General features: G+C 69.2%; 26 protein-coding genes, 2 tRNA genes and 1 pseudogene. 11 read left to right on the top strand and 18 right to left on the bottom strand.

The genetic code is table 11. The annotated features are described in order from the left end of the window. Positions 1 to 156: 156 nt before the first annotated feature. From BM127_RS14280 to dnaA, 13 genes and pseudogenes are all read right to left on the bottom strand, one after another. Positions 157 to 399 (bottom strand): annotated as a pseudogene (locus BM127_RS14280) (sigma factor); the annotation flags it as partial. Further along, positions 386 to 718 carry a YciI family protein gene (locus BM127_RS14285; RefSeq protein ID WP_091199516.1) on the bottom strand — a complete coding sequence of 111 codons (333 nt, stop codon included), beginning with the start codon at positions 716 to 718 and terminating at the stop codon, positions 386 to 388. The gene BM127_RS14285 and the pseudogene BM127_RS14280, both read right to left, overlap by 14 nt. 133 nt (positions 719 to 851) lie before the next feature. Then, positions 852 to 927 (bottom strand) — tRNA-Ala (locus BM127_RS14290). A gap of 27 nt (positions 928 to 954) precedes the next feature. Further along, positions 955 to 1080, bottom strand: a complete 126-nt coding sequence (locus BM127_RS22580; protein ID WP_217642325.1) for a DLW-39 family protein — start codon at positions 1078 to 1080, stop codon at positions 955 to 957. Positions 1081 to 1126: 46 nt separating this feature from the next. Continuing rightward, a tRNA-Ile gene (locus BM127_RS14295) sits at positions 1127 to 1200 on the bottom strand. Between the two features lie 74 nt (positions 1201 to 1274). Then, a complete protein-coding gene (locus tag BM127_RS14300; protein ID WP_091199519.1) occupies positions 1275 to 1820 on the bottom strand; it encodes a DUF3566 domain-containing protein in 546 nt (181 codons plus the stop codon). Between the two features lie 3 nt (positions 1821 to 1823). Next, positions 1824 to 4541 (bottom strand): DNA gyrase subunit A, encoded by a 2718-nt coding sequence (gene gyrA, locus BM127_RS14305; RefSeq protein ID WP_091199520.1) that lies wholly within the window; start codon positions 4539 to 4541, stop codon positions 1824 to 1826. Between the two features lie 107 nt (positions 4542 to 4648). Continuing rightward, positions 4649 to 6802 carry a DNA topoisomerase (ATP-hydrolyzing) subunit B gene (gene gyrB, locus BM127_RS14310; RefSeq protein WP_091199869.1) on the bottom strand — a complete coding sequence of 718 codons (2154 nt, stop codon included), beginning with the start codon at positions 6800 to 6802 and terminating at the stop codon, positions 4649 to 4651. A 293-nt stretch (positions 6803 to 7095) separates the two neighbouring features. Then, positions 7096 to 7662 carry a DciA family protein gene (locus BM127_RS14315; RefSeq protein WP_091199522.1) on the bottom strand — a complete coding sequence of 189 codons (567 nt, stop codon included), beginning with the start codon at positions 7660 to 7662 and terminating at the stop codon, positions 7096 to 7098. Then, positions 7652 to 8890, bottom strand: a complete 1239-nt coding sequence (gene recF, locus BM127_RS14320) for a DNA replication/repair protein RecF (RefSeq protein ID WP_091199524.1) — start codon at positions 8888 to 8890, stop codon at positions 7652 to 7654. Before recF ends, BM127_RS14315 begins: the two co-directional genes overlap by 11 nt. Positions 8891 to 8896: 6 nt before the next feature. Next, a complete protein-coding gene (gnd, locus tag BM127_RS14325) occupies positions 8897 to 9871 on the bottom strand; it encodes a phosphogluconate dehydrogenase (NAD(+)-dependent, decarboxylating) (protein WP_091199870.1) in 975 nt (324 codons plus the stop codon). Between the two features lie 110 nt (positions 9872 to 9981). Then, positions 9982 to 11115, bottom strand: coding sequence for a DNA polymerase III subunit beta (gene dnaN, locus BM127_RS14330; protein WP_091199526.1), 1134 nt, complete (start codon positions 11113 to 11115; stop codon positions 9982 to 9984). A gap of 399 nt (positions 11116 to 11514) precedes the next feature. Further along, positions 11515 to 12972, bottom strand: a complete 1458-nt coding sequence (gene dnaA / locus BM127_RS14335; protein WP_091199528.1) for a chromosomal replication initiator protein DnaA — start codon at positions 12970 to 12972, stop codon at positions 11515 to 11517. A 485-nt stretch (positions 12973 to 13457) separates the two neighbouring features. On the opposite strand from dnaA, the gene rpmH reads away from it, so the two are divergent. The 8 genes from rpmH to BM127_RS14375 all read left to right on the top strand — a co-directional run bounded on the left by rpmH (position 13458) and on the right by BM127_RS14375 (position 18741). Further along, entirely contained in the window at positions 13458 to 13595 is a 138-nt protein-coding gene (gene rpmH, locus BM127_RS14340; RefSeq protein WP_091199530.1) for a 50S ribosomal protein L34, read from the top strand. Positions 13596 to 13619: 24 nt separating this feature from the next. Then, entirely contained in the window at positions 13620 to 13973 is a 354-nt protein-coding gene (gene rnpA / locus BM127_RS14345; protein WP_091199532.1) for a ribonuclease P protein component, read from the top strand. Beyond that, positions 13970 to 14227, top strand: coding sequence for a membrane protein insertion efficiency factor YidD (gene yidD / locus BM127_RS14350; protein ID WP_091199534.1), 258 nt, complete (start codon positions 13970 to 13972; stop codon positions 14225 to 14227). The genes rnpA and yidD overlap by 4 nt, the downstream gene beginning before the upstream one ends. Before the next feature lie 9 nt (positions 14228 to 14236). Continuing rightward, the gene (gene yidC, locus BM127_RS14355; protein WP_091199536.1) at positions 14237 to 15211 is read left to right on the top strand and encodes a membrane protein insertase YidC; all 975 of its coding nucleotides are present in this window, start codon (positions 14237 to 14239) and stop codon (positions 15209 to 15211) included. A gap of 66 nt (positions 15212 to 15277) precedes the next feature. Then, complete coding sequence (locus BM127_RS14360) at positions 15278 to 15871, top strand: Jag family protein (RefSeq protein WP_372476678.1); 594 nt, start codon at positions 15278 to 15280, stop codon at positions 15869 to 15871. Continuing rightward, on the top strand, positions 15868 to 16608 hold the full coding sequence (gene rsmG, locus BM127_RS14365) for a 16S rRNA (guanine(527)-N(7))-methyltransferase RsmG (RefSeq protein WP_091199538.1): 741 nt from the start codon (positions 15868 to 15870) through the stop codon (positions 16606 to 16608). The genes BM127_RS14360 and rsmG overlap by 4 nt, the downstream gene beginning before the upstream one ends. Positions 16609 to 16885: 277 nt before the next feature. Then, complete coding sequence (locus tag BM127_RS14370; RefSeq protein WP_276327187.1) at positions 16886 to 17740, top strand: ParA family protein; 855 nt, start codon at positions 16886 to 16888, stop codon at positions 17738 to 17740. Continuing rightward, positions 17737 to 18741, top strand: a complete 1005-nt coding sequence (locus tag BM127_RS14375) for a ParB/RepB/Spo0J family partition protein (RefSeq protein ID WP_091199541.1) — start codon at positions 17737 to 17739, stop codon at positions 18739 to 18741. The genes BM127_RS14370 and BM127_RS14375 overlap by 4 nt, the downstream gene beginning before the upstream one ends. 320 nt (positions 18742 to 19061) lie before the next feature. Here the strand turns inward: BM127_RS14375 and BM127_RS14380 are convergent, their stop codons facing one another. Both BM127_RS14380 and BM127_RS14385 read right to left on the bottom strand, forming a co-directional pair. Next, positions 19062 to 19835, bottom strand: coding sequence for a lysophospholipid acyltransferase family protein (locus BM127_RS14380; protein WP_091199543.1), 774 nt, complete (start codon positions 19833 to 19835; stop codon positions 19062 to 19064). Between the two features lie 65 nt (positions 19836 to 19900). Then, positions 19901 to 21115: a pyridoxal phosphate-dependent aminotransferase gene (locus BM127_RS14385; RefSeq protein WP_091199545.1), complete on the bottom strand. Its 1215-nt coding sequence runs from the start codon at positions 21113 to 21115 to the stop codon at positions 19901 to 19903. Positions 21116 to 21156: 41 nt separating this feature from the next. Between BM127_RS14385 and BM127_RS14390 the strand changes: the two genes are divergently transcribed. Beyond that, positions 21157 to 21801: a GNAT family N-acetyltransferase gene (locus tag BM127_RS14390; RefSeq protein ID WP_091199547.1), complete on the top strand. Its 645-nt coding sequence runs from the start codon at positions 21157 to 21159 to the stop codon at positions 21799 to 21801. A gap of 52 nt (positions 21802 to 21853) precedes the next feature. Here the strand turns inward: BM127_RS14390 and trxA are convergent, their stop codons facing one another. Continuing rightward, positions 21854 to 22177 carry a thioredoxin gene (trxA, locus tag BM127_RS14395; protein WP_091199549.1) on the bottom strand — a complete coding sequence of 108 codons (324 nt, stop codon included), beginning with the start codon at positions 22175 to 22177 and terminating at the stop codon, positions 21854 to 21856. 137 nt (positions 22178 to 22314) lie between these two features. Between trxA and BM127_RS14400 the strand changes: the two genes are divergently transcribed. Together BM127_RS14400 and BM127_RS14405 are read left to right on the top strand one after the other, a co-directional pair. Beyond that, positions 22315 to 22752: a MarR family winged helix-turn-helix transcriptional regulator gene (locus tag BM127_RS14400; RefSeq protein WP_091199876.1), complete on the top strand. Its 438-nt coding sequence runs from the start codon at positions 22315 to 22317 to the stop codon at positions 22750 to 22752. Next, positions 22752 to 23387 (top strand): hypothetical protein, encoded by a 636-nt coding sequence (locus tag BM127_RS14405; protein ID WP_091199551.1) that lies wholly within the window; start codon positions 22752 to 22754, stop codon positions 23385 to 23387. The genes BM127_RS14400 and BM127_RS14405 overlap by 1 nt, the downstream gene beginning before the upstream one ends. On the opposite strand, the gene trxB is transcribed toward BM127_RS14405, so the two are convergent. Beyond that, positions 23356 to 24369, bottom strand: a complete 1014-nt coding sequence (gene trxB / locus BM127_RS14410) for a thioredoxin-disulfide reductase (RefSeq protein WP_091199553.1) — start codon at positions 24367 to 24369, stop codon at positions 23356 to 23358. The genes BM127_RS14405 and trxB overlap by 32 nt on opposite strands. Before the next feature lie 115 nt (positions 24370 to 24484). Then, the gene (locus tag BM127_RS14415) at positions 24485 to 25234 is read right to left on the bottom strand and encodes a hypothetical protein (RefSeq protein ID WP_091199555.1); all 750 of its coding nucleotides are present in this window, start codon (positions 25232 to 25234) and stop codon (positions 24485 to 24487) included. Between the last annotated feature and the right edge of the window lie 7 nt (positions 25235 to 25241).

A 25241-nucleotide genomic window follows, 5' to 3' on the forward strand; every position in this document is an offset into this window, starting at 1 on the left:
CGAGCACTACAACACTGAACGCCGCCACAGCGCACTCGGAGGCAACCCACCCATCAGCCGACTGCTACCAACCTGATGGCCGGGTACACCTAGCGGCTCGGACGAAGCGCGATCGATCATGAGTGCCTGCCGGTGCTTGTCGTCGCGCCTGCCCTCACGGCGGAGCCGGTCGAGGGCCTTGTTGCCGGCCGTGGTGGTCAGCCAGGCGCCCTGACGGGGAGGTACGCCGTCGAGGGGCCACCGCGCGACCGCGACGGCGTACGCCTCCGCCGCTGCCTCCTCGGCGATGTCGAGGTCGCCGAAGCGCCGCGCGAGGGTGGCCACCACCCGGGACCACTCGTCGCGGTGGACCCGGGCGAGGACCTCGTGGACGTCGGTCACGCCCTCAGGCGATCCCACCGAAGGGACGGACCTCGATCTTGCGGTGGCAGGCCTTCGACGCGTCGGCGGACAGCGCGAGGGCCACGTCGAGGTCGTCGGCCTCGATCACCCAGAACCCGGCGAGGAACTCCTTCGACTCCACGAAGGGGCCGTCGGTGAAGAGCACGTCACCGCCGCGGTTGTCGGTGACCGTCGCGTCGTCGGGGGAGGTCAGCCCGCCCCCGAACACCCAGCGACCCTCGGCCTTGAGCCGGTCGTTGAAGGCGTCGATCGCCCCGGGCTCGGAGTCGTCGGCCGGGTCGGTGGTATCTCCGATGACGGTGAGGAGGTAGTGCATGTCAGGTCAGCTCCAGCGGTTGTGGGCCACCCCGGCTGGGCGGCCCTCACACCTACTACGAACGCGCTGATCCCGATACGACACCTTCGCCGGATGGATTTCCACTAGTACGCGGAAGTCCGGTGACGAGGAGTGGTGGAGCCTAGGGGACTCGAACCCCTAACCCCCTGCTTGCAAAGCAGGTGCGCTACCAATTGCGCCAAGGCCCCGTGGAGGGTGCGGGTGGTGGACGAGCGTCAGGCCTTGTGGACGGTGTCCGTGGCCTCGGCCCACAGGGCCTGCTCGTTCTTGCCCGCGTCCATCTTCTTCTTCGCGAGCGCTGCGCCGGTGGCGGCGAGCAGGACCAGCAGAAGCTTCTTCACGGGAACTCTCCTCGGGTCGCGATGCCCGGGGACCGGGCAGATGGAGTGGGCCTAGGAGGACTTGAACCTCCGACCTCTTCCTTATCAGGGAAGCGCTCTAACCGTCTGAGCTATAGGCCCGCAAACTCACCGCATCAGCGGCGACGCCGAAGATTACCTGACCGTGGTCAGGCGGTGCCAATCGAGGGGTCGGCTCACTTCTCGTCCTCGGCGAGGGTGACCTCGATACCGCCGAGCAGGGCGGCCGCGAGGTTGTAGAGGAACGCCGTCAGGGTGGCGATCGCGGTCAGCAGGACCACGTCGAGCACCGAGACCAGCAGCGTGAAGCCGAGCACCCGCGACATGCCGACGTAGTCGGTCACGTCGAAGGTCGAGTTGCCGCTGTCGCCCTCGACGATGCTGGCCACCGCGGAGTTGATCGAGTCCCAGACGCCGGCCGCGCCGAGCACCGACCACACCATGAAGATGGCGACGAAGGTGACGACGCCGAAGGCGACCGAGAGCAGGAACGACGTCTTCATGACCGACCAGGGGTCGATCCGGGTGAGCCGCAGCCGGGCCCGGCGCGGGGCGCCGCGGCTGGCCGAGCGGGACCGGCGCCCACGCGAGGAGGACGTCGCCGAGTTGGCGCGGTGCTCCTCGGCGGCGTTGGACATGGTGTCCTGGAGGCGCGCGGTCAGCGACTTCTTCGGCGGCTCACTGCCCGACGTACGACGGGGAGTCGTGGTGCGGTCCGACATGGATCACTCCTCGGTGTCTTCGTCGGGGGCAACGGCATCAGGTGCAGCCGAGGTGGTCTCCTCGGCGTCCTGGACCACGATTGTTGCATCGTCGCCCACAACCTGCGATTCGTCGGCCGGAGCCTCTGCCTCACCCTCGGGTGCCTCGCCCGCCGCGTCGTCGACGACCTTGGCCTCGACCGAGCGGGCCACCACGGCCACGGTGTCACCCTTCTTCGGCGTCACGAACTTCACGCCCATGGTCGAGCGACCGGTGGGTCGGAAGTTGGCGTCGATGGGGCTGCGGACGACCTGTCCGCTGCTCGTGATGGAGAGGACCTCGTCCTCCTCCTCGACGATGAACGCGCCGACCAGGCCGCCGCGGTCCTCGTTGGAGAGCGACATCGCCTTGATGCCGATGCCGCCGCGGGACTGCAGGCGGTAGTCGCTGATCCGGCTGCGCTTGGCGAAGCCGCCGTCGGTGATCGTGAAGACGTACTGCTCGGTGACCTCGTCGGACTCGGCGGCGTCACCCTCGACGGCCTCCTCGGCAGCCACCTGCGCGGCGCGGATGACCGACATCGACAGCAGCGAATCGCCGTCGCGGAACTTCATGCCGCGCACGCCACCCGTGGCGCGACCCATCGGCCGGAGCTGGTCGTCGTCGGCCTTGAAGCGGATCGACTGGCCCTTGCGGGACACCAGCAGGATGTCGTCGTCGCCGTTGACCAGCTCGGCACCGATGAGCTCGTCGTCGTCCTCGCGGAAGTTGATCGCGATGACGCCGGCCTGGCGCGGGCTGTTGTAGTCGCCCAGTTTGGTCTTCTTGACCAGGCCGGTGCGGGTGGCGAGCACGAGGTAGGGAGCCTGCTCGTAGTCGCGGATCGCCAGCACCTGGGCGATGTCCTCGTCGGGCTGGAACGACAGCAGGCCGGCGACGTGGCCGCCCTTGGCGTCGCGGGCAGCCTCGGGGAGGTTGTAGGCCTTGGTGCGATAGACCCGGCCGGCCGTGGTGAAGAACAGCAGCCAGTGGTGGTTGGTGGTCGCGATGAAGTGCTGGACGACGTCGTCGCCGCGCAGCGTCGCACCGCGTACGCCCTTGCCGCCGCGCTTCTGCAGGCGGTACTGGTCGGCCCGGGTGCGCTTGGCGTAGCCACCGCGGGTGATCGAGACGACGAGGTCCTCGTCGGGGATCAGGTCCTCCATCGACAGGTCGCCGTCGGCCGCGATGATCTGCGAGCGCCGGTCGTTGCCGTACTTGTCGGTGATCTCCTTGAGCTCGTCGGAGATGATCTGGCGCTGGCGGGGCTCGTTGGCGAGGATGTCCTCGAGGTCGGCGATCACGACCTCGAGGTCGGCGAGGCGGTCCATGATCTTCTGGCGCTCGAGGGCGGCCAGGCGGCGCAGCTGCATCTCGAGGATCGCGTTGGCCTGGACCTCGTCGATGTCGAGCAGCGACATGAGGCCGGAGCGGGCCTCCTCCACGTCGGGGCTGCGGCGGATCAGCGCGATGACCTCGTCGAGGGCGTCGAGCGCCTTGGCGAGACCGCGGTAGATGTGGGCCTGCCGCTCGGCCTCGGCGAGGCGGAAGCGCGTACGGCGCTGGATGACCTCGACCTGGTGGCTGACCCAGTTGGAGATGAACTGGTCGATCGGCAGGGTGCGCGGCACCCCGTCGACCAGGGCGAGCATGTTGGCCGAGAAGTTGGTCTGCAGCTCGGTGTGCTTGAAGAGGTTGTTGAGCACCACGCGAGCGACGGCGTCGCGCTTCAGGATGATCACCAGGCGCTGGCCGGTGCGCGAGCTGGTGTCGTCGCGGACGTCGGAGATGCCCTGGATCCGGCCGGAGTCGGCGAGCTCGGCGATCTTGAGCGCCAGGTTGTCCGGGTTGACCATGTAGGGGAGCTCGCTGATGACCAGCATGACGCGGCCCTTGGCGTCCTCGTCGATCTCGACGACGGCACGCTGCGAGATGGAGCCGCGACCGGTGCGGTAGGCCTGCTCGATGCCCTGGCGGCCCACGATGAGCGCGCCGTTGGGGAAGTCGGGGCCCTTGATCCGCTCGACGAGCGCGTCCTGGAGCTCCTCCTTGGTGGCGTCGGGGTGCTCGAGCGCCCACGTCGCGCCCTCGGCGACCTCGCGGAGGTTGTGCGGGGGGATGTTGGTCGCCATGCCGACCGCGATGCCGGCCGAGCCGTTGACCAGGAGGTTGGGGAACCGCGACGGCAGGATGGTCGGCTCCTGCGAGCGACCGTCGTAGTTGGGGCGGAAGTCGACGGTGTCCTCGTCGATGTCGCGCACCATCTCCATGGCCAGCGGCGCCATCCGGCACTCGGTGTAGCGCATGGCGGCGGCGGAGTCGTTGCCCGGTGAGCCGAAGTTGCCCTGGCCGTTGATCAGCGGCGCGCGCAGCACCCACGGCTGCGCGAGGCGGACCATGGTGTCGTAGATCGCCGTGTCGCCGTGGGGGTGGTACTGACCCATCACGTCACCCACGACGCGCGAGCACTTGGAGAACCCGCGGTCGGGACGGTAGCCGCCGTCGTACATCGCGTAGAGGATGCGGCGGTGCACCGGCTTGAGCCCGTCGCGTACGTCGGGCAGCGCGCGCCCGACGATGACCGTCATCGCGTAGTCGATGTAGGACTGCTGCATCAGCGTCTGCAGCTCGATCGGCTGGATGCGCTCGTCGCCGAAGCCGAAGCCGCCGGCGCCGGTGGTGTCCGTGGGGATCTCAGTCATTCTCGTGGCCTCTTGTCGTGTCTAAGACTGCGTCTAGATTCATGGATACAGCGTCATCGAGTGGTGTCGAGGCTTGCTTTCGCTCGCACCTCGACCACCGACGGGCGCTAGATGTCCAGGAACCTCACGTCTTTTGCGTTGCGCTGGATGAACGACCTGCGCTGCTCGACGTCCTCGCCCATGAGGATCGAGAAGATCTCGTCGGCCTGTGCGGCGTCGTCGAGGGTGACCTGCTTCATCAGCCGCGCGTCGGGGTCCATCGTGGTCTCCCACAGCTCGTCGGCGTTCATCTCGCCGAGTCCCTTGTAGCGCTGGACCGGGTTCTCCTTGGGCAGCTTCTTGCCCTGGGCCAGCCCGTCGGCCTGCAGCGCGTCGCGCTCGGCGTCGGAGTAGACGAACTCGTGCTCGGCCGGCTTGTTCCAGCGCAGGCGGTAGAGCGGGGGCTGTGCCATGTAGACGTAGCCGTGCTCGATGAGCGGCTTCATGAAGCGGAAGAGCAGCGTCAGCAGGAGGGTGTTGATGTGGTGGCCGTCGACGTCGGCGTCGGCCATCATCACGACCTTGTGGTAGCGCAGCTTCTCCAGGTTGAAGTCCTCCTGGATGCCGGTGCCCAGCGCGGAGATGATCGCCTGGACCTCGGTGTTGGCGAGCACCTTGTCGATGCGCGCCTTCTCGACGTTGAGGATCTTGCCGCGGATCGGGAGGATCGCCTGGATGCGCGGGTCGCGGCCCTGTCGGGCCGAGCCACCGGCCGAGTCGCCCTCGACGACGAAGACCTCGCACTCCTCCGGGTTGGTGGACTGGCAGTCGCTCAGCTTGCCCGGGAGTCCGCCGCCACCCAGCAGGCCCTTGCGACCTCGCGCCAGCTCGCGGGCCTTGCGGGCAGCGATCCGGGCGCTGGCGGCAGCCTGCGACTTGCGGACGATGTCGCGACCCTCGGCCGGGTTCTCCTCGAACCAGGCGCCGAGCTGGTCGTTCATGATCCGCTGGGTGAAGCCCTTGGCCTCGGTGTTGCCGAGCTTGGTCTTGGTCTGTCCCTCGAACTGCGGCTCGGCGAGCTTGATCGAGACGATCGCGGTCAGGCCCTCGCGGATGTCGTCGCCCGACACCCGGTCCTCCTTCTTCTTGATCAGTCCCCACTCCTCGCCCCAGTGGTTGACCAGGGAGGTGAGCGACGCACGGAAGCCCTCCTCGTGCGTGCCGCCCTCGTGGGTGTTGATGTTGTTGGCGAAGGTGTGGACCGACTCGGTGTAGGAGGCGTTCCACTGCATCGCGACCTCGAGGGACATGTGGTTCTCGACCGTGTCGGGCGTGTCGGCCTCGAACGAGATGACCGTCGCGTTGGCGAGGGTCTTGCGGCGGTTGAGGTGCTCGACGTAGTCGACGAGTCCGCGGTCGTACTTGAAGACCTGCTCGAGGCCGCCGGCCTCGCCGCGCTTGATCGCGTCGTGCCCGGCATTGTCGATCGTGTGGTCGATCGTCTCGTCCTGGACGGCGTCGACACGCGACTCGGCGTCCGGCCGCTCGTCGCGTACGACGAACTCGACGCCCTTGTTGAGGAAGGCCATCTCGCGTAGGCGCGAGGTGATGGTCTCGAGGTTGTAGTGGGTGGACTCGAAGATGTCCTCCGAGGCGTACCAGGTGACGGTCGTGCCGGTGCGCTCGCCGGGCTCCATCGGGCGGATCTGCTCGAGGTCGGCGTCGGGCACACCGAGCTGGAAGGTCTGGCGCCAGAGGTGGCCGCGGTTCTTGACCTCGGCGACGAGCCGCGTCGAGAGCGCGTTGACGACCGAGACGCCGACGCCGTGGAGACCGCCGGAGACCTTGTAGCCGCCGCCGCCGAACTTGCCGCCGGCGTGGAGCATGGTCAGCGCCATCGTGAGCGCGGGCATCTCCTGCCCGGGCGCGGTGTCGGTCGGGATGCCGCGACCGTTGTCCTCGACGCGGACGCCGCCGTCGGCCTGCAGCGTCAGCACGATCCGGTCGCAGATCCCGGCCAGCGCCTCGTCGACGCCGTTGTCCACGATCTCCCAGATCAGGTGGTGCAGACCGCGCTCGCCGGTGGAGCCGATGTACATGCCGGGACGCTTGCGGACCGCCTCGAGCCCCTCGAGGACGGTGATCGCGGAGGCGTCGTACTCGAAGTCCTCGTCGACCGCGTTCGTCGAGCGCTTGGGTGTGACCGCCTCGGCAGGGGCCGGGGCGTCTGCCGGTGTGGCGTCGGGGGAGGGAGGCGAATCGGGGGTCGAAGCGGGAGGGATCTCGACGTTCTCTTCGCTCAAGGCACAGCCTTCTTCTCATCGCCCTCGAGGGGCGTTCGACATGAGTCGAGTCGCGGCTGTTGCGGTGGCAACGAAGCATGCGACTCGAGGACCCATACTACCCGTCACGCGCGCGTAAGCGAAGGATCACCCCCGACGCGGGGGGTGATCGGTGGAAAAAGTGGCCTTCAGGGGCTCCATGAGGCCGGTTCACAGGGCCGAACAGGGGGGTTGGTGGGTCCCCCTACCGTCGCGAGGCCGTCAGATCGCCATTTCGAGGCTCACGTCGCGGCTCAGCCGTAGGTGTCGCGCGGTCCGCGCCCGTCGCGGCTCGAGAGCCGACCCTTGGTCCAGTGCGGCAGGTGCGGACCGAGGACCTCGATCACGACGACGGTCCCGTGCCCGAGCTCCTCGTTGAGGCGGCGTACGACGGTGGGCGTGAGCAGCTTGAGCTGGGTGGCCCACGCGGTGGAGTCGGTGCGCACCACCAGCCGGCCGTCGGCGAACGACTCCGGCGTGCAGTGGTCGGCGATCTCGGAGCCGACCAGCTCGGCCCAGCGACCGAAGACGCCCTGGACCTTGAGGTCGAGCTCCCATCCGTGGTTGGCGATGAGTCGGCCCATGGCCTGGTCGAGCAGCTGGGGGTCGCGGTCGTCGGGCCGCGCGCCGGACGACGTCGTGAACGTACGCCGCCGGTAGGGGGGCGCCTTCTTGCGCACCGGGGCCCCCGGCGTCGCCGCCGCGGCGCGGGACGCCGAGCGCGCCAGGTCGAGGCCGTCGGCGTGGTGCTCCGGAGCGGCCGACTCCTGCGCCGGCGTCGCCTCGTCCGTGGCCTTTTCTGCCGGCTCCTCAGGCGTCACGGGTGACCTGCCCGTCGGCGACGACGTACCTCATGCCCTGCAGCGAGGCGGGTACGTCCGCGGCCACCGCCGCAGTGACCAGCACCTGCTCGGCCCCGGCGACCAGCTCGGCCAGCTGGGCGCGGCGTTCGGCGTCGAGCTCGGCGAAGACGTCGTCGAGCACGAGGATCGGGTCGTCACCGTCGGCGCGCAGCAGGTCGTACGACGCCAGGCGCAGGGCGAGCGCGAAGGACCACGACTCCCCGTGGGAGGCGTAGCCCTTGACCGGCAGCCGCAGGTCGCCGTCACCCAGGGTGAGCAGCAGCTCGTCGCGGTGCGGACCGACCAGCGAGATGCCGCGGTCGAGCTCGTCCTTGCGCTTGTCGGCGATCGCGGCGAGCAGCGCTGCCTCGAGCGGTGCCGCCCCCGCTGGTTGAGCAGGTTGCGCAGCACCCGTGTCGGAACCCGGATCCTCAGGGGCCTTGGTTTCGACACGGGCTCGTTCCTCGCCCGGCTCAACCAGCGGCGTCCCGGGCAGCTCGACGCTCGCCTTGTAGTCGAGGTCGGCGTCGTCGCGGCTCGCCCCGCGGGCCACGGCCTCGTAGGCCTTGCCGACGTAGGGGCGCAGGTCGTCGACCAGCTGGAGCCGGGCAGCGAGGAGCTCGCCGCCGACGCGGGCGAGGTTGTCGTCCCAGATCTCCAGCGTCGACATCGCTGCGTCGCGCGACGACCCGCGGGCGATCCCGGCGGTCTTGAGCAGGCTGTTGCGCTGCCGCAGGATCCGGTCGTAGTCGGACCGCACCCCTGCCAGTCGGGGCGTGCGCAGCACGAGCAGGTCGTCGAGGAACTTCCGGCGGTCCGACGGGTCGCCCTTGACCAGGGTCAGGTCGTCGGGGGCGAAGACGACCGTCCGGACCAGGCCGATGATCTCGCGCGGGCGCGGCAGCGGGGAGCGGTTGATCCGCGCCCGGTTGGCGCGCCCCGGGTTGAGCTCGACCTCGAGCAGCGCCGTACGTCCCTCCTTGACGACCGAGGCACGTACGACGGCCTGGTCGGTGCCGGCCTTCACCAGCGGTGCGTCGGTGGCGACCCGGTGGGAGGAGAGACGGGAGAGGTAGTCGATGGCCTCGACGAGGTTGGTCTTGCCCTGACCGTTGCGGCCGATGAAGGCCGTCGCCCCCGGCTCCAGCGCGACGTCGAGGTCGGCGTAGGAGCGGAAGTTGTGCAGGCTCAGGTGCGCGACGTGCAAGGAGGTCTAGCTCTCCCCGGCCTCGTGGGCGCTGCCCGCTCCGGCCTGCTCGGCGGTCGCCGTCTGCTCGGCACCGGTGGAGCCCTCGGCGTCGCCGCCCTTGGGGGCCGATGAACGCACCGCGTGGCCGCCGAACTGGTTGCGCATCGCCGCGACGGCCTTCATCGTCGGCGAGTCGTCCTGGCGGGAGACGAAGCGGGCGTAGAGCGCGGCGGTGATCGCGGGGGTCGCGACGGCGTTCTCGATGCCGGCCTCGACGGTCCAGCGGCCCTCGCCGGAGTCCTCGGCGTAGCCGGCGATCTTGCTGAGTCCCGGGTCGTCGTCGAGGGCGTTGACCATCAGGTCGAGCAGCCACGACCGGATCACGGTGCCCTCGCGCCAGGAGCGGAAGACCTCGGTCACGTTGTCGGTGAGCTCGGCCGTCTCCAGCAGCTCCCACCCCTCGGCGTAGGCCTGCATGATCGCGTACTCGATGCCGTTGTGGACCATCTTGGAGAAGTGACCGGCGCCCACCTTGCCCGCGTGGACGGAGCCGAAGTCACCCTCGGGGCGCAGTGCGTCGAACGCGTCCTGGACCTTGGCGATGTCGGCCGCGTCGCCGCCGTACATCAAGGCGTAGCCGTTCTCCAGGCCCCACACGCCACCCGAGACGCCACAGTCGACGTAGCCGATCTGCTTCTCGGCGAGGAGCTCGGCGTTGGCGATGTCGTCGGTCCAGCGCGAGTTGCCGCCGTCGACGACCACGTCGCCGGCGTCGAGCAGCTCACCGAGCTCCTTGACCGTCGCGCGGGTCGCCTCGCCCGCGGGCACCATCACCCAGACGACCTTGGGACTCGGCAGGGCCTCGACGAGCGCAGCGAGCGAGTCGACGTCACTGACGTCGGGGTTGCGGTCGAAGCCCACGACCGTGAGTCCCGCACGGCGCATGCGCTCGCGCATGTTGCCGCCCATCTTGCCCAGCCCGACCAGTCCGATGTCCATGTCCGCAGCGTAGCCGGGCACGAGGGACGAGTGCACAGCACAGCGGAGGAGATCGAGTAGCCCCGCGACCGAGGGACGAGGTCGCGTCGGGCGTATCGAGATCCGGCCTGTCAGCTCAGCAGGCGCCGCGGCATCAGCAGGTAGCGGAAGCTCGAGGCGTCATCGGCGTCGGTGCCCGAGATCACGACCGGCTTGGTGGCCTGGGTGAAGGCGAGGTCGACGAACTCGCCGTCGATGGCGGTGAGGCCGTCGAGCAGGAACTGGGGGTTGAAGCCGGTGGTGAGGTCGTCGCCGTTGATGTCGGCGTCGACGGCCTCGGTCGCCATCGCCTCGTCACCGGAGCCGGCATCGAGGACGATCTGGTTGTCGCCGAACTTCATCTGCACGGCCGTGTTGCGCTCGGCGACGAGCGCGACGCGCTTGACGGTCTCGATCAGCTCGGCCTTGTTGACCTTGGCCACCGTGAGGTGCTCGGCCGGGAAGAGCGAGCGCACCTTGGGGAACTCGCCGTCGAGCAGCCGCGTCGTCGTGCGTCGTACGCCGCCCAGGCCGGTGCCCTCGAAGCCGATCAGTCCTTCGCCGGCGCCGCTCGCGCTGAGTGCGATGGTCACCTCGGCGCCCGAGGTCAGCGACTTGGCGGTGTCGCCGAGCACCTTGGCGGGGACCAGCGCGGCGACGGACTCGTCGGGGGACTGCGGGTTCCAGGTCAGCTCGCGGTGCGAGAGACGGAAGCGGTCGGTGGCCAGGAGCGCCATCGTGGAGCCGTCGATCTCGATCCGTACGCCGGTCAGCACCGGAAGCATGTCGTCGCGACCCGCCGCGGTGACCGCCTGCGCGACCGCGTGGGCGAAGTCGGCGCTCGAGACGGTGCCGGTGGCCGAGGGCATGTCGGGCAGCGTCGGGTAGTCGGCGACGGGCATCGTCTGCAGGCTGAACCGGGCCGAACCGCAGATCAGTGAGACGCGCGGGCCCTCGAGGGTCAGCTCGACCGGCTTGGCCGGGAGGCTGCGGCAGATGTCGGCCAGGAGCCGACCGCTGACGAGGGCCTTGCCCTCGTCGCTGACGTCAGCGGTGAGCGTCGCGCGGGCAGACGTCTCGTAGTCGAACGTCGAGAGCACCAGCCCGGCGTCGCTCGCCTCGATCAGCAGGCCGGCGAGGACCGGGGAGCTGGGGCGGACCGGCAGGCTGCGGGCAGCCCAGGCAACGGCATCGGCGAAGACGTCGCGTTCGACGCGGAACTTCACAAGGGTCTCCTCGGCAGGACAGCTTCAACGATTCGGGAGCTGCGTGGACGCAGCGGTCGACTCACGCGCGGGCGCATGGGATGTGCATCCTGCCACGCGCAGTCGCGGCTTCGGCAGGGTTCTCCCCAGTGCAGGGTGTGTTCGACGTTGGTGGGTGAGGGGAGGAGTAGTGAGGTTCGTAGTAGTCATAGGGTCCGTGGAAACTGTGGACAACCTGCGTTCCTGCAGGTCAGCACCCTGAAACCCTGTGGACAACGGCTGTGGAACCACATCGACGAGACCGCCGTGGGGTGTGGACGCCGCGGCCGTCCGTGTCGTTCGTGCCCAGGCATCCACAGGGGCTGGGGACGAACGGCGTACGCGAACCACATGTTCTCCACACGTGGCGACCCGGCCGGCTCAGGACTGGCGTGCCTGCATCTTCACCCGGTTGGTGAGCTCGCTGACCTGGTTGAAGACCGCCCTGCGCTCGGCGAGGAGCTGGCGGATCTTGCGGTCGGCGTACATCACCGTCGTGTGGTCGCGACCACCGAACTCGCGACCGATCTGCGGCAGCGACATCGAGGTGAGCTCGCGGCAGAGGTACATCCCGATCTGTCGGGCCATCACCAGGTGCCGCCCGCGCGAGGGTCCGGTGAGGTCCTCGAGCGAGACGCCGAAGTAGGCGGCCGTCTGGGCGATGATCAGCGCGTGCGTGATCTCGGGTTCGCCGCCCTCGGGGATCAGGTCCTTGAGCACGATCTCGGCCAGGGTCATGTCGACCTCCTGGCGGTTGAGGTTGGCGAACGCCGTGACCCGGATGAGCGCGCCCTCGAGCTCGCGGATGTTGGTCTGGATCTTGGAGGCGATGAACTCCAGCACGTCCGGCGGCGCGGTCAGCCGGTCCATCGCGGCCTTCTTGCGCAGGATCGCGATGCGGGTCTCGAGGTCCGGGGGCTGCACGTCGGTGATCAGGCCCCACTCGAAGCGGTTGCGCAGCCGGTCCTCCAACGCCTCGAGCCGCTTGGGTGCGCGGTCGGAGGTCAGCACGATCTGCTTGTTGGCGTTGTGGAGGGTGTTGAACGTGTGGAAGAACTCTTCCTGCGTCTGGGTCTTGCCCTCGAGGAACTGGATGTCGTCGATGAGGAGCACGTCGACGTCGCGGTAGCGCCGCTTGAACCGGTCCTGCCGGTCGTCGCGGATCGCGTTGATGAACTCGTTGGTGAACTCTTCGCTCGAGACGTAGCGGACCTTGGCGTTGCTGTAGAGGCTGCGGACGTAGTGGCCGATGGCGTGCAGCAGGTGGGTCTTGCCGAGTCCGGACTCCCCGTAGACCAGGAGCGGGTTGTAGGCCTTGCCCGGCGCCTCGGCCACGGCGACCGCGGCCGCGTGGGGGAACCGGTTGGACGAGCCGATGACGAAGGTCTCGAACGTGTACTTGGGGTTGAGACGGGTCTCCAGCGCGGACGGCCGGCGTTCACCGCCACCCGCCGGCTCCTGCTGCTCGATGCGCGGGGCGGGTGTCGGCTCGAAGGGACTGTGGTCGTGTGTCGACAAAGCGACAGATCCATCTGTCGACTCGTCGACCTGGGGCGGCGTGGAGTCCTCGAGCGCCGGGTTGACCGTGACGAGCATCCGGATCTCGCGACCGAAACCCTCGGTGAGCGCGTCCTCGATGTGGTTGCGCAGCCGGCCCTCGAGCTGGTTGCGGGTGAAGTCGTTGGGGACCGCGATGATCGCGGTGTTCTCGTGCAGCGTCACCGGCACGCTCGGCCTCAGCCAGGCGCGCTGGTTGGGCTGGAGGTCCTCGACGATCTGCTGCCACGCCGTCCCGAGATCTACCTGCTGGTCGTCCACCGGACCGCCTTTGCTTTCCACCGTTTGTAGTCAGACCTCACCGAACCCGGGTGATCTGCGTCCACAGAGTTCTCCACAAGCTGTGAACTGCCTGGTCCGACCGTCTGGATCGGAGCTCCCACGGCAGCGACACGAGTCAGCCTGCCAGCATTCATGCAGGTCAGAGGCCCTTTCGTCAGGCCTGTGATCCGGGTCACAGCGTGCTGCCGAGCATGTGGCACACACCGTGTTCACCGTGGGGAGAGAGGTGGAACGTAACAACCTGAGGAGGTCGCGGGCAAGACGTCATCCACAGGCCGGCGCCCACGGGGCCGTCGAGGGTTTGACCCCCTCTTTCCCCACCGCGTACCGTTGGCCGGTCGCTCCATGTCGACGGGTGCCGCATGTCCACGATCCGCCACCAGGCGGCCGCGTGGGTGGGCGGTGCCGGCCGAATTGCCTCAACAGGGCCCAGCACCGACCTCGCTGTGGAGTGGACATCCCTCGAAACCTTCGGAGAAAAAGCCGTGAGCAAGCGTACCTACCAGCCGAACAACCGTCGCCGTCACAAGGTGCACGGCTTCCGTCTGCGCATGCGGACCCGCGCCGGTCGCTCGATCCTGTCCAGCCGTCGCCGCAAGGGCCGCAAGGAACTGGCGGTCTGACGACCCCGAGCTCACGGCCTCGCCGTGCTCTCCTCTGCGCATCGCCTCTCCGACAGTGACGGTTTCCGTCGTGCTGTGCGGGGTGGACGACGCGCGGGCTGCTCCACGATGGTGGTCCACCTCTGGGTGGATCCCGACGCGGACGTGGGCCCGACCCAGGTGGGGTTCACGGTCAGCAAGGCCGTGGGCAACGCCGTCGTACGCAACCGCGTGAAGAGGCGCCTGCGCCACCTGACCCGGGAGCACCTCGCCACACTCGAGGGGCTTCCGGGTCGTGCTGCACTCGTGGTGCGGGCCCTGCCTCCGGCGGCAGCGGCGTCGTACGCCGACCTGGGTGTCGACCTTGGCCGTACGCTCGACCGGGTGAGCACCCGATGAAGCACCTCCTCATCGGCTTCATCCGGGCCTGGCGGTTCGCCATCAGCCCGCTCTACGGCCAGGTGTGCCGCTACTACCCGAGCTGCTCGGCGTACGCCCTCCAGGCTGTCACCGAGCACGGCGCGGTCCGCGGCACCTGGCTCTCCGTACGTCGGATCGGCCGGTGCCACCCGTGGGCAGCCGGCGGCTACGACCCCGTTCCGTCCCGCGCCACACCGGCGGCCCCCGTTCCCGACCAGACCCCTGCGACATGAGGAGCATCAGTGCTCGACTTCTTCGGTGACATCGGCGGCGCGATCATGGCGCCGCTGTACTACGTCATCTCCGCGGTGCTGGTGGGCTTCCACAAGCTGTTCGGCGGCATCTTCGGTGAGGCGTCGGGCGTCGCCTGGGTGCTGTCGATCATCGGGCTCACGCTGGTCATCCGGATCGCGCTGATCCCACTGTTCGTCAAGCAGATCAAGTCCAGCCGCAACATGCAGCTGATCCAGCCCAAGGTCCGCGAGCTGCAGAAGAAGTACGGCCACGACCGCGAGAAGCTCGCGGCCGAGACCATGAAGCTCTACAAGGACTCGGGCACCAACCCCTTCGCCTCGTGCCTGCCGATCCTGCTGCAGATGCCGATCTTCCTCGCGCTGTTCCGCCTGATCGACCAGGCGGCGAAGAATCCCGAGGTCGAGCGCGGCCTCATGACCACGCAGCTCAACCAGCAGTTCGGTGACGCCGTCTTCCTCGGCGCCAAGATCTCCGACACCTTCCTCAACACCGACGACCTCGGTGTGCGCGTGCTCGCCGCGGTTCTCGTGCTCGCGATGACGGCGACCACGTTCCTCACCCAGCGGCAGCTGATGAGCAAGAACATGCCGGCCGACGCACTGTCCGGCCCCTACGCACAGCAGCAGAAGATGCTGCTCTACGTCCTGCCGGTGGTCTTCGCCGTGGGTGGTATCGCGTTCCCGGTCGGCGTCCTCTTCTACTGGACCACCTCGAACCTGTGGACCATGGGCCAGCAGTTCTACGTGATCCGCAACAACCCCGCGCCCGGCACGCCTGCGGCCACGGCCAAGGAGGAGCGCGACCGCGCCAAGGCCGCCCGCAAGGGGATCAAGACGCCGGCCCAGATCGAGGAAGAGCGCATCGCCGCCGAGGCCGAGGCGAAGCGCCTCGAGCAGGCCAGCACGCGTCAGCAGCCGCAGCGGCAGACCAAGGCCGAGCGCGCCAGGAAGAAGAAGCGCTGACTCGCGCGCTTCGCCCTGGATTTTCCCCCCACGGTTTCTGTGTGCCGTCCGCGGCACCGCATCCGAATGAAGCAGGAGACACACGTGAGTGAGCAGATGACGGACACTGAGGAGCTCGAGACCGAGAGCACCGAGGCGGTGCAGACCGAGGCCGGCGAGGAAACGGGCACGGACGGCGAGGACAAGGCCGGCCGCCCGACCAAGGTGCAACGGCTCGAGAACGAGGGCGACATCGCCGCCGACTACCTCGAGGAGCTCCTCGACATCGCCGACCTCGACGGCGACCTGGACATGGACGTCGAGGGTGACCGCGCGAGCGTGCAGATCGGTGGCGCCGACCTCAGCACGCTGGTGGGTCGCAACGGTGAGGTGCTCGAGGCGCTGCAGGAACTGACCCGGCTGGCGGTCTACCGGGAGACCGGTGAGCGTTCGCGCCTGATGCTCGACGTCGGTGGTCACCGTGCCGAGCAGCGCACCCGCCTCGTCGCGCTGGCGGAGAAGTCCATCGCCGAGGTGAGGGACAGCGGTGAGCCGCTGTCGCTCGAGCCGATGAGCGCCTTCGAGCGCAAGGTGGTCCACGACGCCGTGGCCGCCGCCGGGCTCACGTCCGAGTCGGACGGCGCCGAGCCGAAGCGTCACGTGGTGATCCTTCCCGCGTGAACGACGACGTTTCACGTGAAACAACACCCTCCGTGCCCGAGGTGGCGCGGAGGGTGTTCGCGTCCGACCGGCTGGACCTGGCTGCCCGGTACACCGATCTCCTCGCCACCGAAGGTGTGCTGCGCGGGTTGATCGGTCCTCGTGAGGCCCCGCGGTTGTGGGACCGGCACGTGCTCAACTCGGCAGTGTTGGCCGAGGTCGTGCCCGAGGGGGCCTCCGTCTGTGACATCGGCACCGGGGCCGGGCTGCCCGGTCTGGTCGTGGCGATCGCCCGACCGGACGTACAGATGACCTTGGTCGAGCCGTTGCTGAGGCGGACGACCTTCCTCGACGAGGTGGTCGACGAGCTGGGCCTCGAGCACGTCACGGTGGTGCGGGGGCGGGCGGAGGAGCTCCACGGCGCGGCGACCTTCGACGTGGTGACCTCGCGGGCCGTTGCTCCCCTGGAGCGCCTCCTCGGCTGGTCCATGCCGCTCGTCGCTCCCACCGGTGCGCTGGTGGCGATGAAGGGGCAGTCGATCCATGAGGAGATCGCCTCGGCCGCCGCCGCCCTCCACACCTGGCGGTGCGCGGTTCCGGAGGTGCTCGAGGTGGGTACGGGTGTCGTGGACCCGGCAACGACGGTGGTGCGGGTGACGTGGGCCGATCCGGCACGGATAGGTTGGCCCCTTGCCCGCGAGGCCACGCGACGCCGACAGCGTCGCGACAAGCGTGCAGTGCAGCGAGAGGTGAGTTGAGTTGAGCGGAGATCCCACCCAGGACGTGGCCTGGCCGGCGTCGAGCAACGAGCCTCGAGAGTTTTCCACCGGCGGCGAGGTGCCCTCTGAGCGAGGCTATCCACAGGAAGACCCGGTTCATCCACAGGCTGGGAATGTTTCACGTGAAACAGGAGGGTCGGACGTTTCACGTGAAACACGACCCGCGTGGCGGGTTCGGACGGCTGCTGACATCGCCGCACAGGACGAACAGTTCCACGACCACGCGACTCCGCTCGCGCAGGCGGCGCAGCACTCGGTGCTGGCGCGCAGCGGCGGCCTGCGCCGGCAGGGAGTGACGCGCCCGGACGCCACCCGCGTGATGGTCGTGGCCAACCAGAAGGGCGGCGTCGGCAAGACCACCTCGACCGTGAACGTCGCGGCCGGCCTCGCCCAGCTGGGCCAGAAGGTGCTGGTCATCGATCTGGACCCGCAGGGCAACGCCTCGACCGCTCTGGGGATCGACCACCACCGCGGAGTGCCGTCGACCTACGACATGCTGGTGGACGGTCAGCCGCTGGTGGACGTGATGACGGAGTGTGCCGACCTGCCGGGCTTGTGGGTGGTGCCCGCCACGATCGACCTCGCCGGCGCGGAGATCGAGCTCGTCAGCCTCGTCGCCCGCGAGCAGCGGCTCGCCCGGGCGATCACGGCTCATCCGCTGGTGGGCACGGCGGACGCCGTGGGTGAGGAGCGCTTCGACTACGTGTTCGTCGACTGCCCGCCCTCCCTCGGCCTGCTGACCCTCAACGCCCTGGTCGCGGGTCGGGAGATGTTCATCCCGATCCAGGCCGAGTACTACGCGCTCGAGGGCCTCGGTCAGCTGCTCGAGACGGTGGAGATGGTGCGTCAGCACCTCAACCCCCAGCTCGTGGTCTCGACGATCCTGCTCACCATGTACGACGCCCGCACCCGGCTCGCGGCCGGCGTGTCCGACGAGGTGCGTACGCACTTCGGTGACCAGGTGCTCAAGACCGCTGTCCCGCGGTCGGTGCGCGTGTCCGAGGCGCCCTCGTACGGGCAGACCGTGATGACCTACGATCCTGCGTCGGCGGGCGCACTCTCCTACCTGGAGGCCGCCCGCGAGATCGCCAGCAAGGGAGCACCGGCATGAATGCGAACCCGCCCCGGCGTGGACTCGGTCGGGGTCTGGGCTCACTGATCCCGACCGGGCCGAGCCAGCCTGCTCCGGATGCGAGCACGAGTGAGGTGACGCCGTCCTCGACACCGGCGTCGAACGGTTCGGCCCCCGCAGGCGCCCCCTCCCCCGCCACAGACGGATCCGTGGCCGGTGGCGTGGTTGCGGGTGCCTACTTCGCCGAGCTGCCCATCACGCAGGTGCGACCCAACGCACGGCAACCCCGGCAGGTCTTCGAGGAGGAGGCGCTGGCGGAGCTGGTGCACTCGATCCAGGAGGTCGGCCTGCTCCAGCCGGTGGTCGTACGCAGGACCGGGGACGACTCCTACGAGCTCATCATGGGCGAGCGTCGGTGGCGCGCGTCCCAGGAGGCCGGCCGCGACACGATCCCTGCGATCGTCCGCGAGACCGACGACAACGACATGCTCCGCGATGCCCTCCTGGAGAACCTCCACCGCTCACAGCTCAACGCCCTCGAGGAGGCGGCTGCCTACGGTCAGCTGCTCGAGGACTTCGGCTGCACGCACGACGAGCTCGCCCAGCGCATCGGTCGCTCCCGTCCGCAGATCTCCAACACGCTGCGGCTGCTCAAGCTGTCCCCGCCCGTCCAGCGGCGGGTCGCTGCCGGCGTACTCTCCGCCGGGCACGCCCGGGCGCTCCTCAGCGTCGACGACCCTGCGTTGCAGGACAAGCTCGCTGCGCGGGTCACGGCCGAGGGCATCTCCGTGCGAGGCCTGGAGGAGATCGTCTCGATGGGCGTGGAGCCCGCTGCGGCGCCCAGGGCGACACGCAACAAGCCGGTTGCGCCCGGGCTGACCGAGCTCTCCGACCGCCTCTCCGACCGCCTCGAGACCCGGGTCAAGGTCGACCTGGGCAAGGCCAAGGGCAAGATCACCGTCGAGTTCGCAAGCCTCGACGACCTCCGTCGCATCGTCGACATCATGGATCCGCGCAACCGGAGCGACCGGCCGATCTGATGAGACGAGCAGCCGACCGCGAGGAACGAGCGGACGGCGTGGGTCCGGCCAGGTAGAGCAAGCGACTCGACCGAGGAACGAGGTCGTACGAGCGCGTCGAAACCTCTCGGGGGCGACGTTCAAGATCTCGGGGGTCTCGAGGCTCGCCGCGCCTGCTCCTCACCCCCGACCGGGGTCACCTGTGCGGAGTCTTGCGCTGGTAGGCCGTTGCAACGGCCCATCAGCGCGGGAGTCACCGCTTCAGCGGTGACTCCGTCATTGTCGACAAAACAACAAAGCGACAGGACGACCTGTCGATAAATCGACCTGTCGACGGAGCGTCAGGCTCGCTTCTTCGCGCGCTTCTCGGCCCGCTTGCGCGCCCGCTCCCGCTTCTCCGCGGCGTCGAGCACGACGGCCTGCTCGAGCGTGGGCGCAGAGCCGCCCCTGGACGCAGGGACCCACCAGGCCCCGGGCGGCTGCTCGTCGGACGGGTAGGACGCGATCGCCTCGTCGAGCATCTTCTCCATCCGCGCCTTCAGCTCCGCCGTCTCCGCGACCGGGTTCTCGCCGGTGACGTGCATCGGCTCGCCGACATGGATCGAGATCGTCTTGCCGCGGGAGAAGTCGCGCTCGTGGTCCTTGGTCATCATCCGCTGGGTGCCCCACAGGATCACGGGCACCAGGGGTACGCCGGCCTCGGCCGCGATGCGTACGGCGCCGGTCTTGAACTCCTTGAGCTCCATCGCCCGCGAGATCGTCGCCTCGGGGAAGATCCCGACGGCCTCGCCGGACCTCAGGTACTCCACCGCGGTGTGGAAGCTCGCGACGCCCTCGCCGCGGTCGACCTCGATGTGGTGCAGGGAGCGCATGAGCGGACCGACCCACCTGTGGTCGAAGAGCTCACGCTTGGCCATGAAGCGCACCAGCCGACCCGAGGGGTTGGCGGCGAGCCCTCCGTAGACGAAGTCGACGTAGCCGATGTGGTTGTAGGCCAGCAGCACCCCGCCCTCGCGGGGGACGTGCTCGGTCCCGTGGAGCTGGAAGCGCTGGCCCAGCGCCCGGAAGGCCGTCTTCGCGGTCACGATGATCGGCGGGTAGGTCACGTCTCGCATGGCGGTGAGCCTAGGGTGCCGCGCCGGTGTGGACGAGTCCTCGTGATGAGGAACTCACGCGTCCGTCAGCGGCGTGTGGCCAGGAAGTCGGCGATGCGGCCGATGGCCTCCTCGAGCACACTCGCCTCGGGCAGCGTCACCAGCCGGAAGTGGTCGGGCGCGGGCCAGTTGAAGCCGCTGCCGTGCGTGACGAGGATCTTCTTGGCCCGCAGCAGGTCGAGCACGAACTCCTGGTCGTCCTCGATCGCGTACACCTCGGGGTCCAGGCGCGGGAAGCAGTAGAGGGCGCCGCGGGGCTTGACGTTGGAGACGCCGGGGATCTCGTTGAGCAGCCGGTGGGCCAGCATCGACTGCTCGTAGAAGCGTCCGCCGGGCCCGATGAACTCCTCGATCGACTGGTAGCCGCCCAGGGCGGTCTGGATGGCGTGCTGCGCCGGCACGTTGGCGCACATCCGCATGTTGGCGATGAGGGTGAGGCCCTCGAGGAAGTCGGTCGCGATCTCCTTCGGACCCGCGATCATCACCCAGCCGGCGCGGTAGCCGCACACGCGGTAGGCCTTCGACAGGCCGGAGAACGTCAGCGTCAGGACGTCGTTGCCGCCGAAGGTGGCCGCGTGGTGGTGCTCGGCGTCCTCGAACAGGATCTTCTCGTAGATCTCGTCGGCCATCACCACGAGCTGGTGCCGTCGGGCGATGTCGACGAGCCCCTTCACCGTCTCCCGGCTGTAGACCGCGCCGGTGGGGTTGTTGGGGTTGATGATGACGAGGGCGTGGGTGTTCTCGGTGATCTTGGCCTCGATGTCGGCGAGGTCGGGGTTCCAGTCGTCCTCCTCGTCGCACCGGTAGTGCACGGGGATGCCGCCGGCGAGCGTCACGGCACCGGTCCACAGCGGGTAGTCGGGGGCCGGCACCAGGATCTCGTTGCCGTCGTCGACGAAGGCCTGGAGCACCATCGAGATCAGCTCGGAGACGCCGTTGCCGATGAAGATGTCCTCGACGCCGACGTCGCGCAGCCCGTGGGACTGGTAATAGTGCATGACGGCGGTGCGCGCCGAGTAGATCCCCTGCGAGTCGGCGTACCCCTGCGACTGCGGCAGGTGGTGGATCATGTCGGCGATGATCTGCTCGGGTGCCTCGAAGCCGAACGGCGCGGTGTTGCCGATGTTGAGCTTGAGGATGCGGTGGCCCTCCGCCTCCAGCCGCTGGGCCTCGACCAGGATCGGTCCGCGCACGTCGTAGCGGACACCTTGCAGCTTCTTGCTCTGTCGGATCGGGCGCACGCCTCATCCTCTCAGGCGCGAACGGGGCTAGCATCGAGATCGTGTCCCGCAAGACCGCACGCCTCACGGTCGACCACCTCGCGGAGCTGACCGATCCGGTCCGCTCGTGCCTGTTCTGGGAGCTCGGCCCGGTGGACCGCGCGCGGCTCGACGAGGCCGAGCGCATCGCGGAGAAGGAGAGCTGGCTCTCCGGCGTGCTGCGCGACTGGGGCTCGTGCGGGCGGGTCGTACGCATCGACGGGCGCACCGTCGGTCACATCGTCTACGCCCCTGCGGACCGCCTGCCCGGTGCCGCGGCGCTCGCGACAGCCCCGACGTCTCCCGACGCGATCCTGGCCGCGACGGCGTGGATCGATCCCGCCCACCGCGGCGGTGGGCTCGGACGCCTGCTGGTGCAGGCCATGGCCGCCGACCTCGTGGAGCGCGGCCAGAGCGCGATCGAAGCCTACGGCGACACGCGGGGGCAGGCGCAGGGCTGCGTGCTGCCGGCGGAGTTCCTCGGCAGCGTGGGCTTCAAGACCCAGCGCGCGCACCCGACGACGCCGCGGATGCGGATGGAGCTGCGCACCGCGCTCAGCTGGAAGGACGAGGTCGAGTTGGCGCTGGAGCGGGTGTGGGGTGCCGTACGCCCCACGCAGAAGGCGACCCGCCCGATCGGATCGGTACGGGTCGCCTCCGGCGACTAGGACTTCGGTGGTCGAGTAGCCGCGAGGAACGAGCGGCGTATCGAGACCTGTCTCAGATCAGACCCTCGAGCTCCTTGAGGAGCGCAGCCTTGGGCTTGGCACCGACGATGGACTTCACGACCTCGCCGCCCTGGTAGACGTTGATCGTCGGGATGCCGGTGACGCGGTAGGACGACGGCGTCACGGGGTTCTCGTCGACGTTCATCTTGAGGAAGGTGAGCTTCTCACCGTGCTCGGCGTTGAGCTCGTCGAGGATCGGGGCGACCTGGCGGCACGGGCCGCACCACTCGGCCCAGAAGTCCACGAGGACGGGCTTGTCGGACTTGAGGACCTGCGCCTCGAACTCGGCGTCGGTCACTGCGGCGATGTTGGCCACGGGAGGTGCCCCTTTCTCGGGTCGTATGCGGTGATGTCTGAGTCAACACCACCCGTCGGACAGATGTTCCCGACGCGAGGGCGGCCGGACTACCGCACGAGTGGTGTGGGTGCTACATCATGAAGTACATTCACTACATGACCGCACCCACCGAGGTCCTCGATCGCGTCCTCCACCTCGCGACACTCGTACAGGCCGACCTCGCGCGCTTCGAGCGCGAGCAGGGGCTCACGACGCCCCGCGTGCACCTGCTCTGGGTGCTGGGCGAGACCGGACCCACGACGCAGCAGTCGCTGGCCCAGGCGCTGGGGGTCACCCCTCGCAACGTCACCGGCCTGGTCGACGGCCTCGTCGCGAGCGCGCACGTGACGCGCGAGCCCCACCCCGGCGATCGCCGCGCGACGCTGGTGACCCCGACCGATCTCGGCACACGCACGATCGCGGACCTGGTGAGCTCGCACGTCGCCCTCGCCCAGCGGCTCTTCGGCGACGTGCCGACCGCGCGGCTGGCCACCTTCGCCGAGGTGCTCGAGGAGACCACGCACCGGTTCGCCCAGCTGATGGAGGAGGAGTGATGGAGCACCTGCGACGGGCGCGGAGGCTCGTGTGGGCCGCGCTGAGGCTCGAGGTCACGCTCTACCTCGCCCTGGGCCGCTGGATCACCCGCCGACGCGACGTGCCCCCCGGCACCGTCCCGATCGGATACTCGCAGCTGGTGGCGCCGATGCTGATGCTGTGGATCTTCGGGTCCGCGGTCGAGGTGGTGGTGCTCGACGTGCTGCTGAGCCGGTGGTGGACGCCGTTGCGGATCCCGCTGCTGATGCTGGGGGTCTGGGGCCTGCTGTGGATGCTCGGCCTGCTCGCTGCCTACCGCGTACGCCCGCACCTGCTGGGTGAGCGCGCACTGCAGGTGCGCGACGGCATCCACGCCCGCGTGGACGTGCCCCTCGACCAGGTCGCCAGTGTCCGGACCGTCGACCACGAGCTCCCCGGACTGCTGAGGTCGGTGCACGTGGAGGCCGATGAGCCGGACGCGACGCTGCTGGTCGGGGTCGGTAGCAGGACCAACCTCGAGCTGGTGCTCACCGGTCCGACGGTCCTGGAGACGCCGCACGGCCCGACGACCGTGACCCGGGTGGGTCTGTGGGTCGACGAGCCGCGCGAGGTGGCCGAGCTGATCAGGCGCCGGCGGTCTGCACCTCTTCGCTGATCGCCTCGACGACCGCAGCGGCCTCGCCCGCGGTGGAGGCCTCGTGGTCCAGGGCTGCGATGAAGCGCTCCGCGTCGAGGGCCGCGGCGCAGCCGGTGCCGGCCGCGGTGATGGCCTGGCGGTAGTGGTGGTCGACCAGGTCGCCGGCAGCGAAGACACCGGGGAGGTTGGTCGCGGTCGACGGGTGGTCGACGAGGACGTAGCCCTCGTCGTCGAGGTCGACCTGGCCGGTCAGGAGCTCCGAGCGCGGGTCGTGGCCGATCGCGATGAACAGGCCGGTGACGTCGAGCTGGCGCTCCTCGCCGTTGGTCGTGTCGCGCAGGGTGATCGACTCGAGCCGGTCGGCGCCGTTGATCGCGGCGACCTCGGAGTTCCAGACCATCTCGAGCTTGGGGTCGGCGAAGGCGCGCTCCTGCATGATCTTGGAGGCGCGCAGCTCCTCACGGCGGTGGATCAGGTAGACCTTCGAGCCGAAGCGGGTGAGGAAGGTGGCCTCCTCGATCGCGGAGTCGCCGCCGCCGACGACAGCGATCGCCTGCTCGCGGAAGAAGAAGCCGTCGCAGGTCGCGCACCACGAGACACCGCGACCGGAGAGCTCCTCCTCGCGGGCGAGGCCGAGCTTGCGGTAGCCGGAGCCGGTCGCGAGGATCACCGAGCGCGCGGTGTAGGTGTCGGTCGCGGTCTTGACGACCTTGACGTCACCGGTGAGGTCGACCTCCACGATGTCGTCGGAGATCAGCTCGGCGCCGAAGCGCTCGGCCTGGGCGCGCATCTCGTCCATCAGCGCGGGACCCATGATGCCGTCGCGGAAGCCGGGGAAGTTCTCCACCTCGGTGGTGTTCATCAGCGCGCCGCCGGCGGTGACCGAGCCCTCGAAGACGAGCGGCTCGAGGGCTGCGCGCGCCGCGTAGACAGCGGCGGTGTAGCCCGAGGGCCCCGAGCCGATGATGATCACGTTGCGCGTGGCGGTGGTCTCGCTCATGGGGGTCAGTCACTCCTGCTGGATCGGGTGCGGGTCTTCTCGTGCGTACGACGTCCTCAACCGATCGTAGGGCAGCGTTCTTCCCGCTCCACGGGTGACGCAGCACCCAGTCGGGTCAGGGCAGCGGCAGGAAGAGCGTACGCACGGGCTCGCCGTCGCCGCAGACGAAGAGCGCGACCTCCTGGGCGTCGCCGGACCGCGGGCTGTAGACGACCACCCCGGGCTGGCCGTCGATCTCCGCGGCAAGACGCCGACCGGGACCGATGCCGAGCATGCAGAAGGCGTCGGGTTGCGACGGCGAGGCGAGGGGGTTGCGACGTGCACCCGCGTCGGACCGCAGCCCGAGGAGCTGCTGGTCGAGGTCGGCGTCGGCGGTGGAGAGGGTCGGATAGGCGGCACCGGGGGAGGGCGCAGTGCTCTTCAGCGACTCCGGGCCCATCTCCGCCGCACCGCTCTCGCTCTCTGCGCCCCCGCTGTCGGCGCCCCCACTGTCCTCCTGGCTGCCGAAGTCCCGCTCCTGCGAGGTGGACATGTCACCGTCCGCGGCCGATCCGGCTGCAGAGTCGTCGCTGGACATCCGGGGAAGCCCCTGTCCGATCGCCACTCCGGCGACCACGACGGCGGCGGCGGCGAGCAGGCCGATCCCGGCCATCCTGCGGCGGCGCGCGGCGAGGTCGGCCACGGGCGCGGGGCGGGACGGGGCGTCGGATGCCGCAGGAGCCTCACCTCGATCGGCGACGAGGGAGGCGAGGGTGGCGTCGAGGTGGGCGACGACCTCGGGAGGGGTGGGTGCGTCGTGGCGCGCGTCGGCGAGCAGGCGGCGTACGGCGTCCTGCTCGGGCGTCAGGTCAGGAGCGTCGGTCATCGGTTCA

Source organism: Nocardioides alpinus (genome assembly GCF_900112035.1).
Taxonomy (GTDB): Bacteria; Actinomycetota; Actinomycetes; order Propionibacteriales; family Nocardioidaceae; genus Nocardioides; species Nocardioides alpinus.

What these genes read in the sequence shown, in the direction of transcription:
- BM127_RS14285 (WP_091199516.1), bottom strand. Translation starts at nt 718, where the DNA reads ATGCACTACCTCCTCACCGTCATCGGAGATACCACCGACCCGGCCGAC.
- BM127_RS14300 (WP_091199519.1), bottom strand. Translation starts at nt 1,820, where the DNA reads ATGTCGGACCGCACCACGACTCCCCGTCGTACGTCGGGCAGTGAGCCG.
- gyrA (WP_091199520.1), bottom strand. Translation starts at nt 4,541, where the DNA reads ATGACTGAGATCCCCACGGACACCACCGGCGCCGGCGGCTTCGGCTTC.
- gnd (WP_091199870.1), bottom strand. Translation starts at nt 9,871, where the DNA reads ATGGACATCGGACTGGTCGGGCTGGGCAAGATGGGCGGCAACATGCGC.
- yidD (WP_091199534.1), top strand. Translation starts at nt 13,970, where the DNA reads ATGAAGCACCTCCTCATCGGCTTCATCCGGGCCTGGCGGTTCGCCATC.
- BM127_RS14360 (WP_372476678.1), top strand. Translation starts at nt 15,278, where the DNA reads ATGAAGCAGGAGACACACGTGAGTGAGCAGATGACGGACACTGAGGAG.
- BM127_RS14375 (WP_091199541.1), top strand. Translation starts at nt 17,737, where the DNA reads ATGAATGCGAACCCGCCCCGGCGTGGACTCGGTCGGGGTCTGGGCTCA.
- BM127_RS14380 (WP_091199543.1), bottom strand. Translation starts at nt 19,835, where the DNA reads ATGCGAGACGTGACCTACCCGCCGATCATCGTGACCGCGAAGACGGCC.
- BM127_RS14400 (WP_091199876.1), top strand. Translation starts at nt 22,315, where the DNA reads ATGACCGCACCCACCGAGGTCCTCGATCGCGTCCTCCACCTCGCGACA.
- BM127_RS14405 (WP_091199551.1), top strand. Translation starts at nt 22,752, where the DNA reads ATGGAGCACCTGCGACGGGCGCGGAGGCTCGTGTGGGCCGCGCTGAGG.
- trxB (WP_091199553.1), bottom strand. Translation starts at nt 24,369, where the DNA reads ATGAGCGAGACCACCGCCACGCGCAACGTGATCATCATCGGCTCGGGG.
- BM127_RS14415 (WP_091199555.1), bottom strand. Translation starts at nt 25,234, where the DNA reads ATGACCGACGCTCCTGACCTGACGCCCGAGCAGGACGCCGTACGCCGC.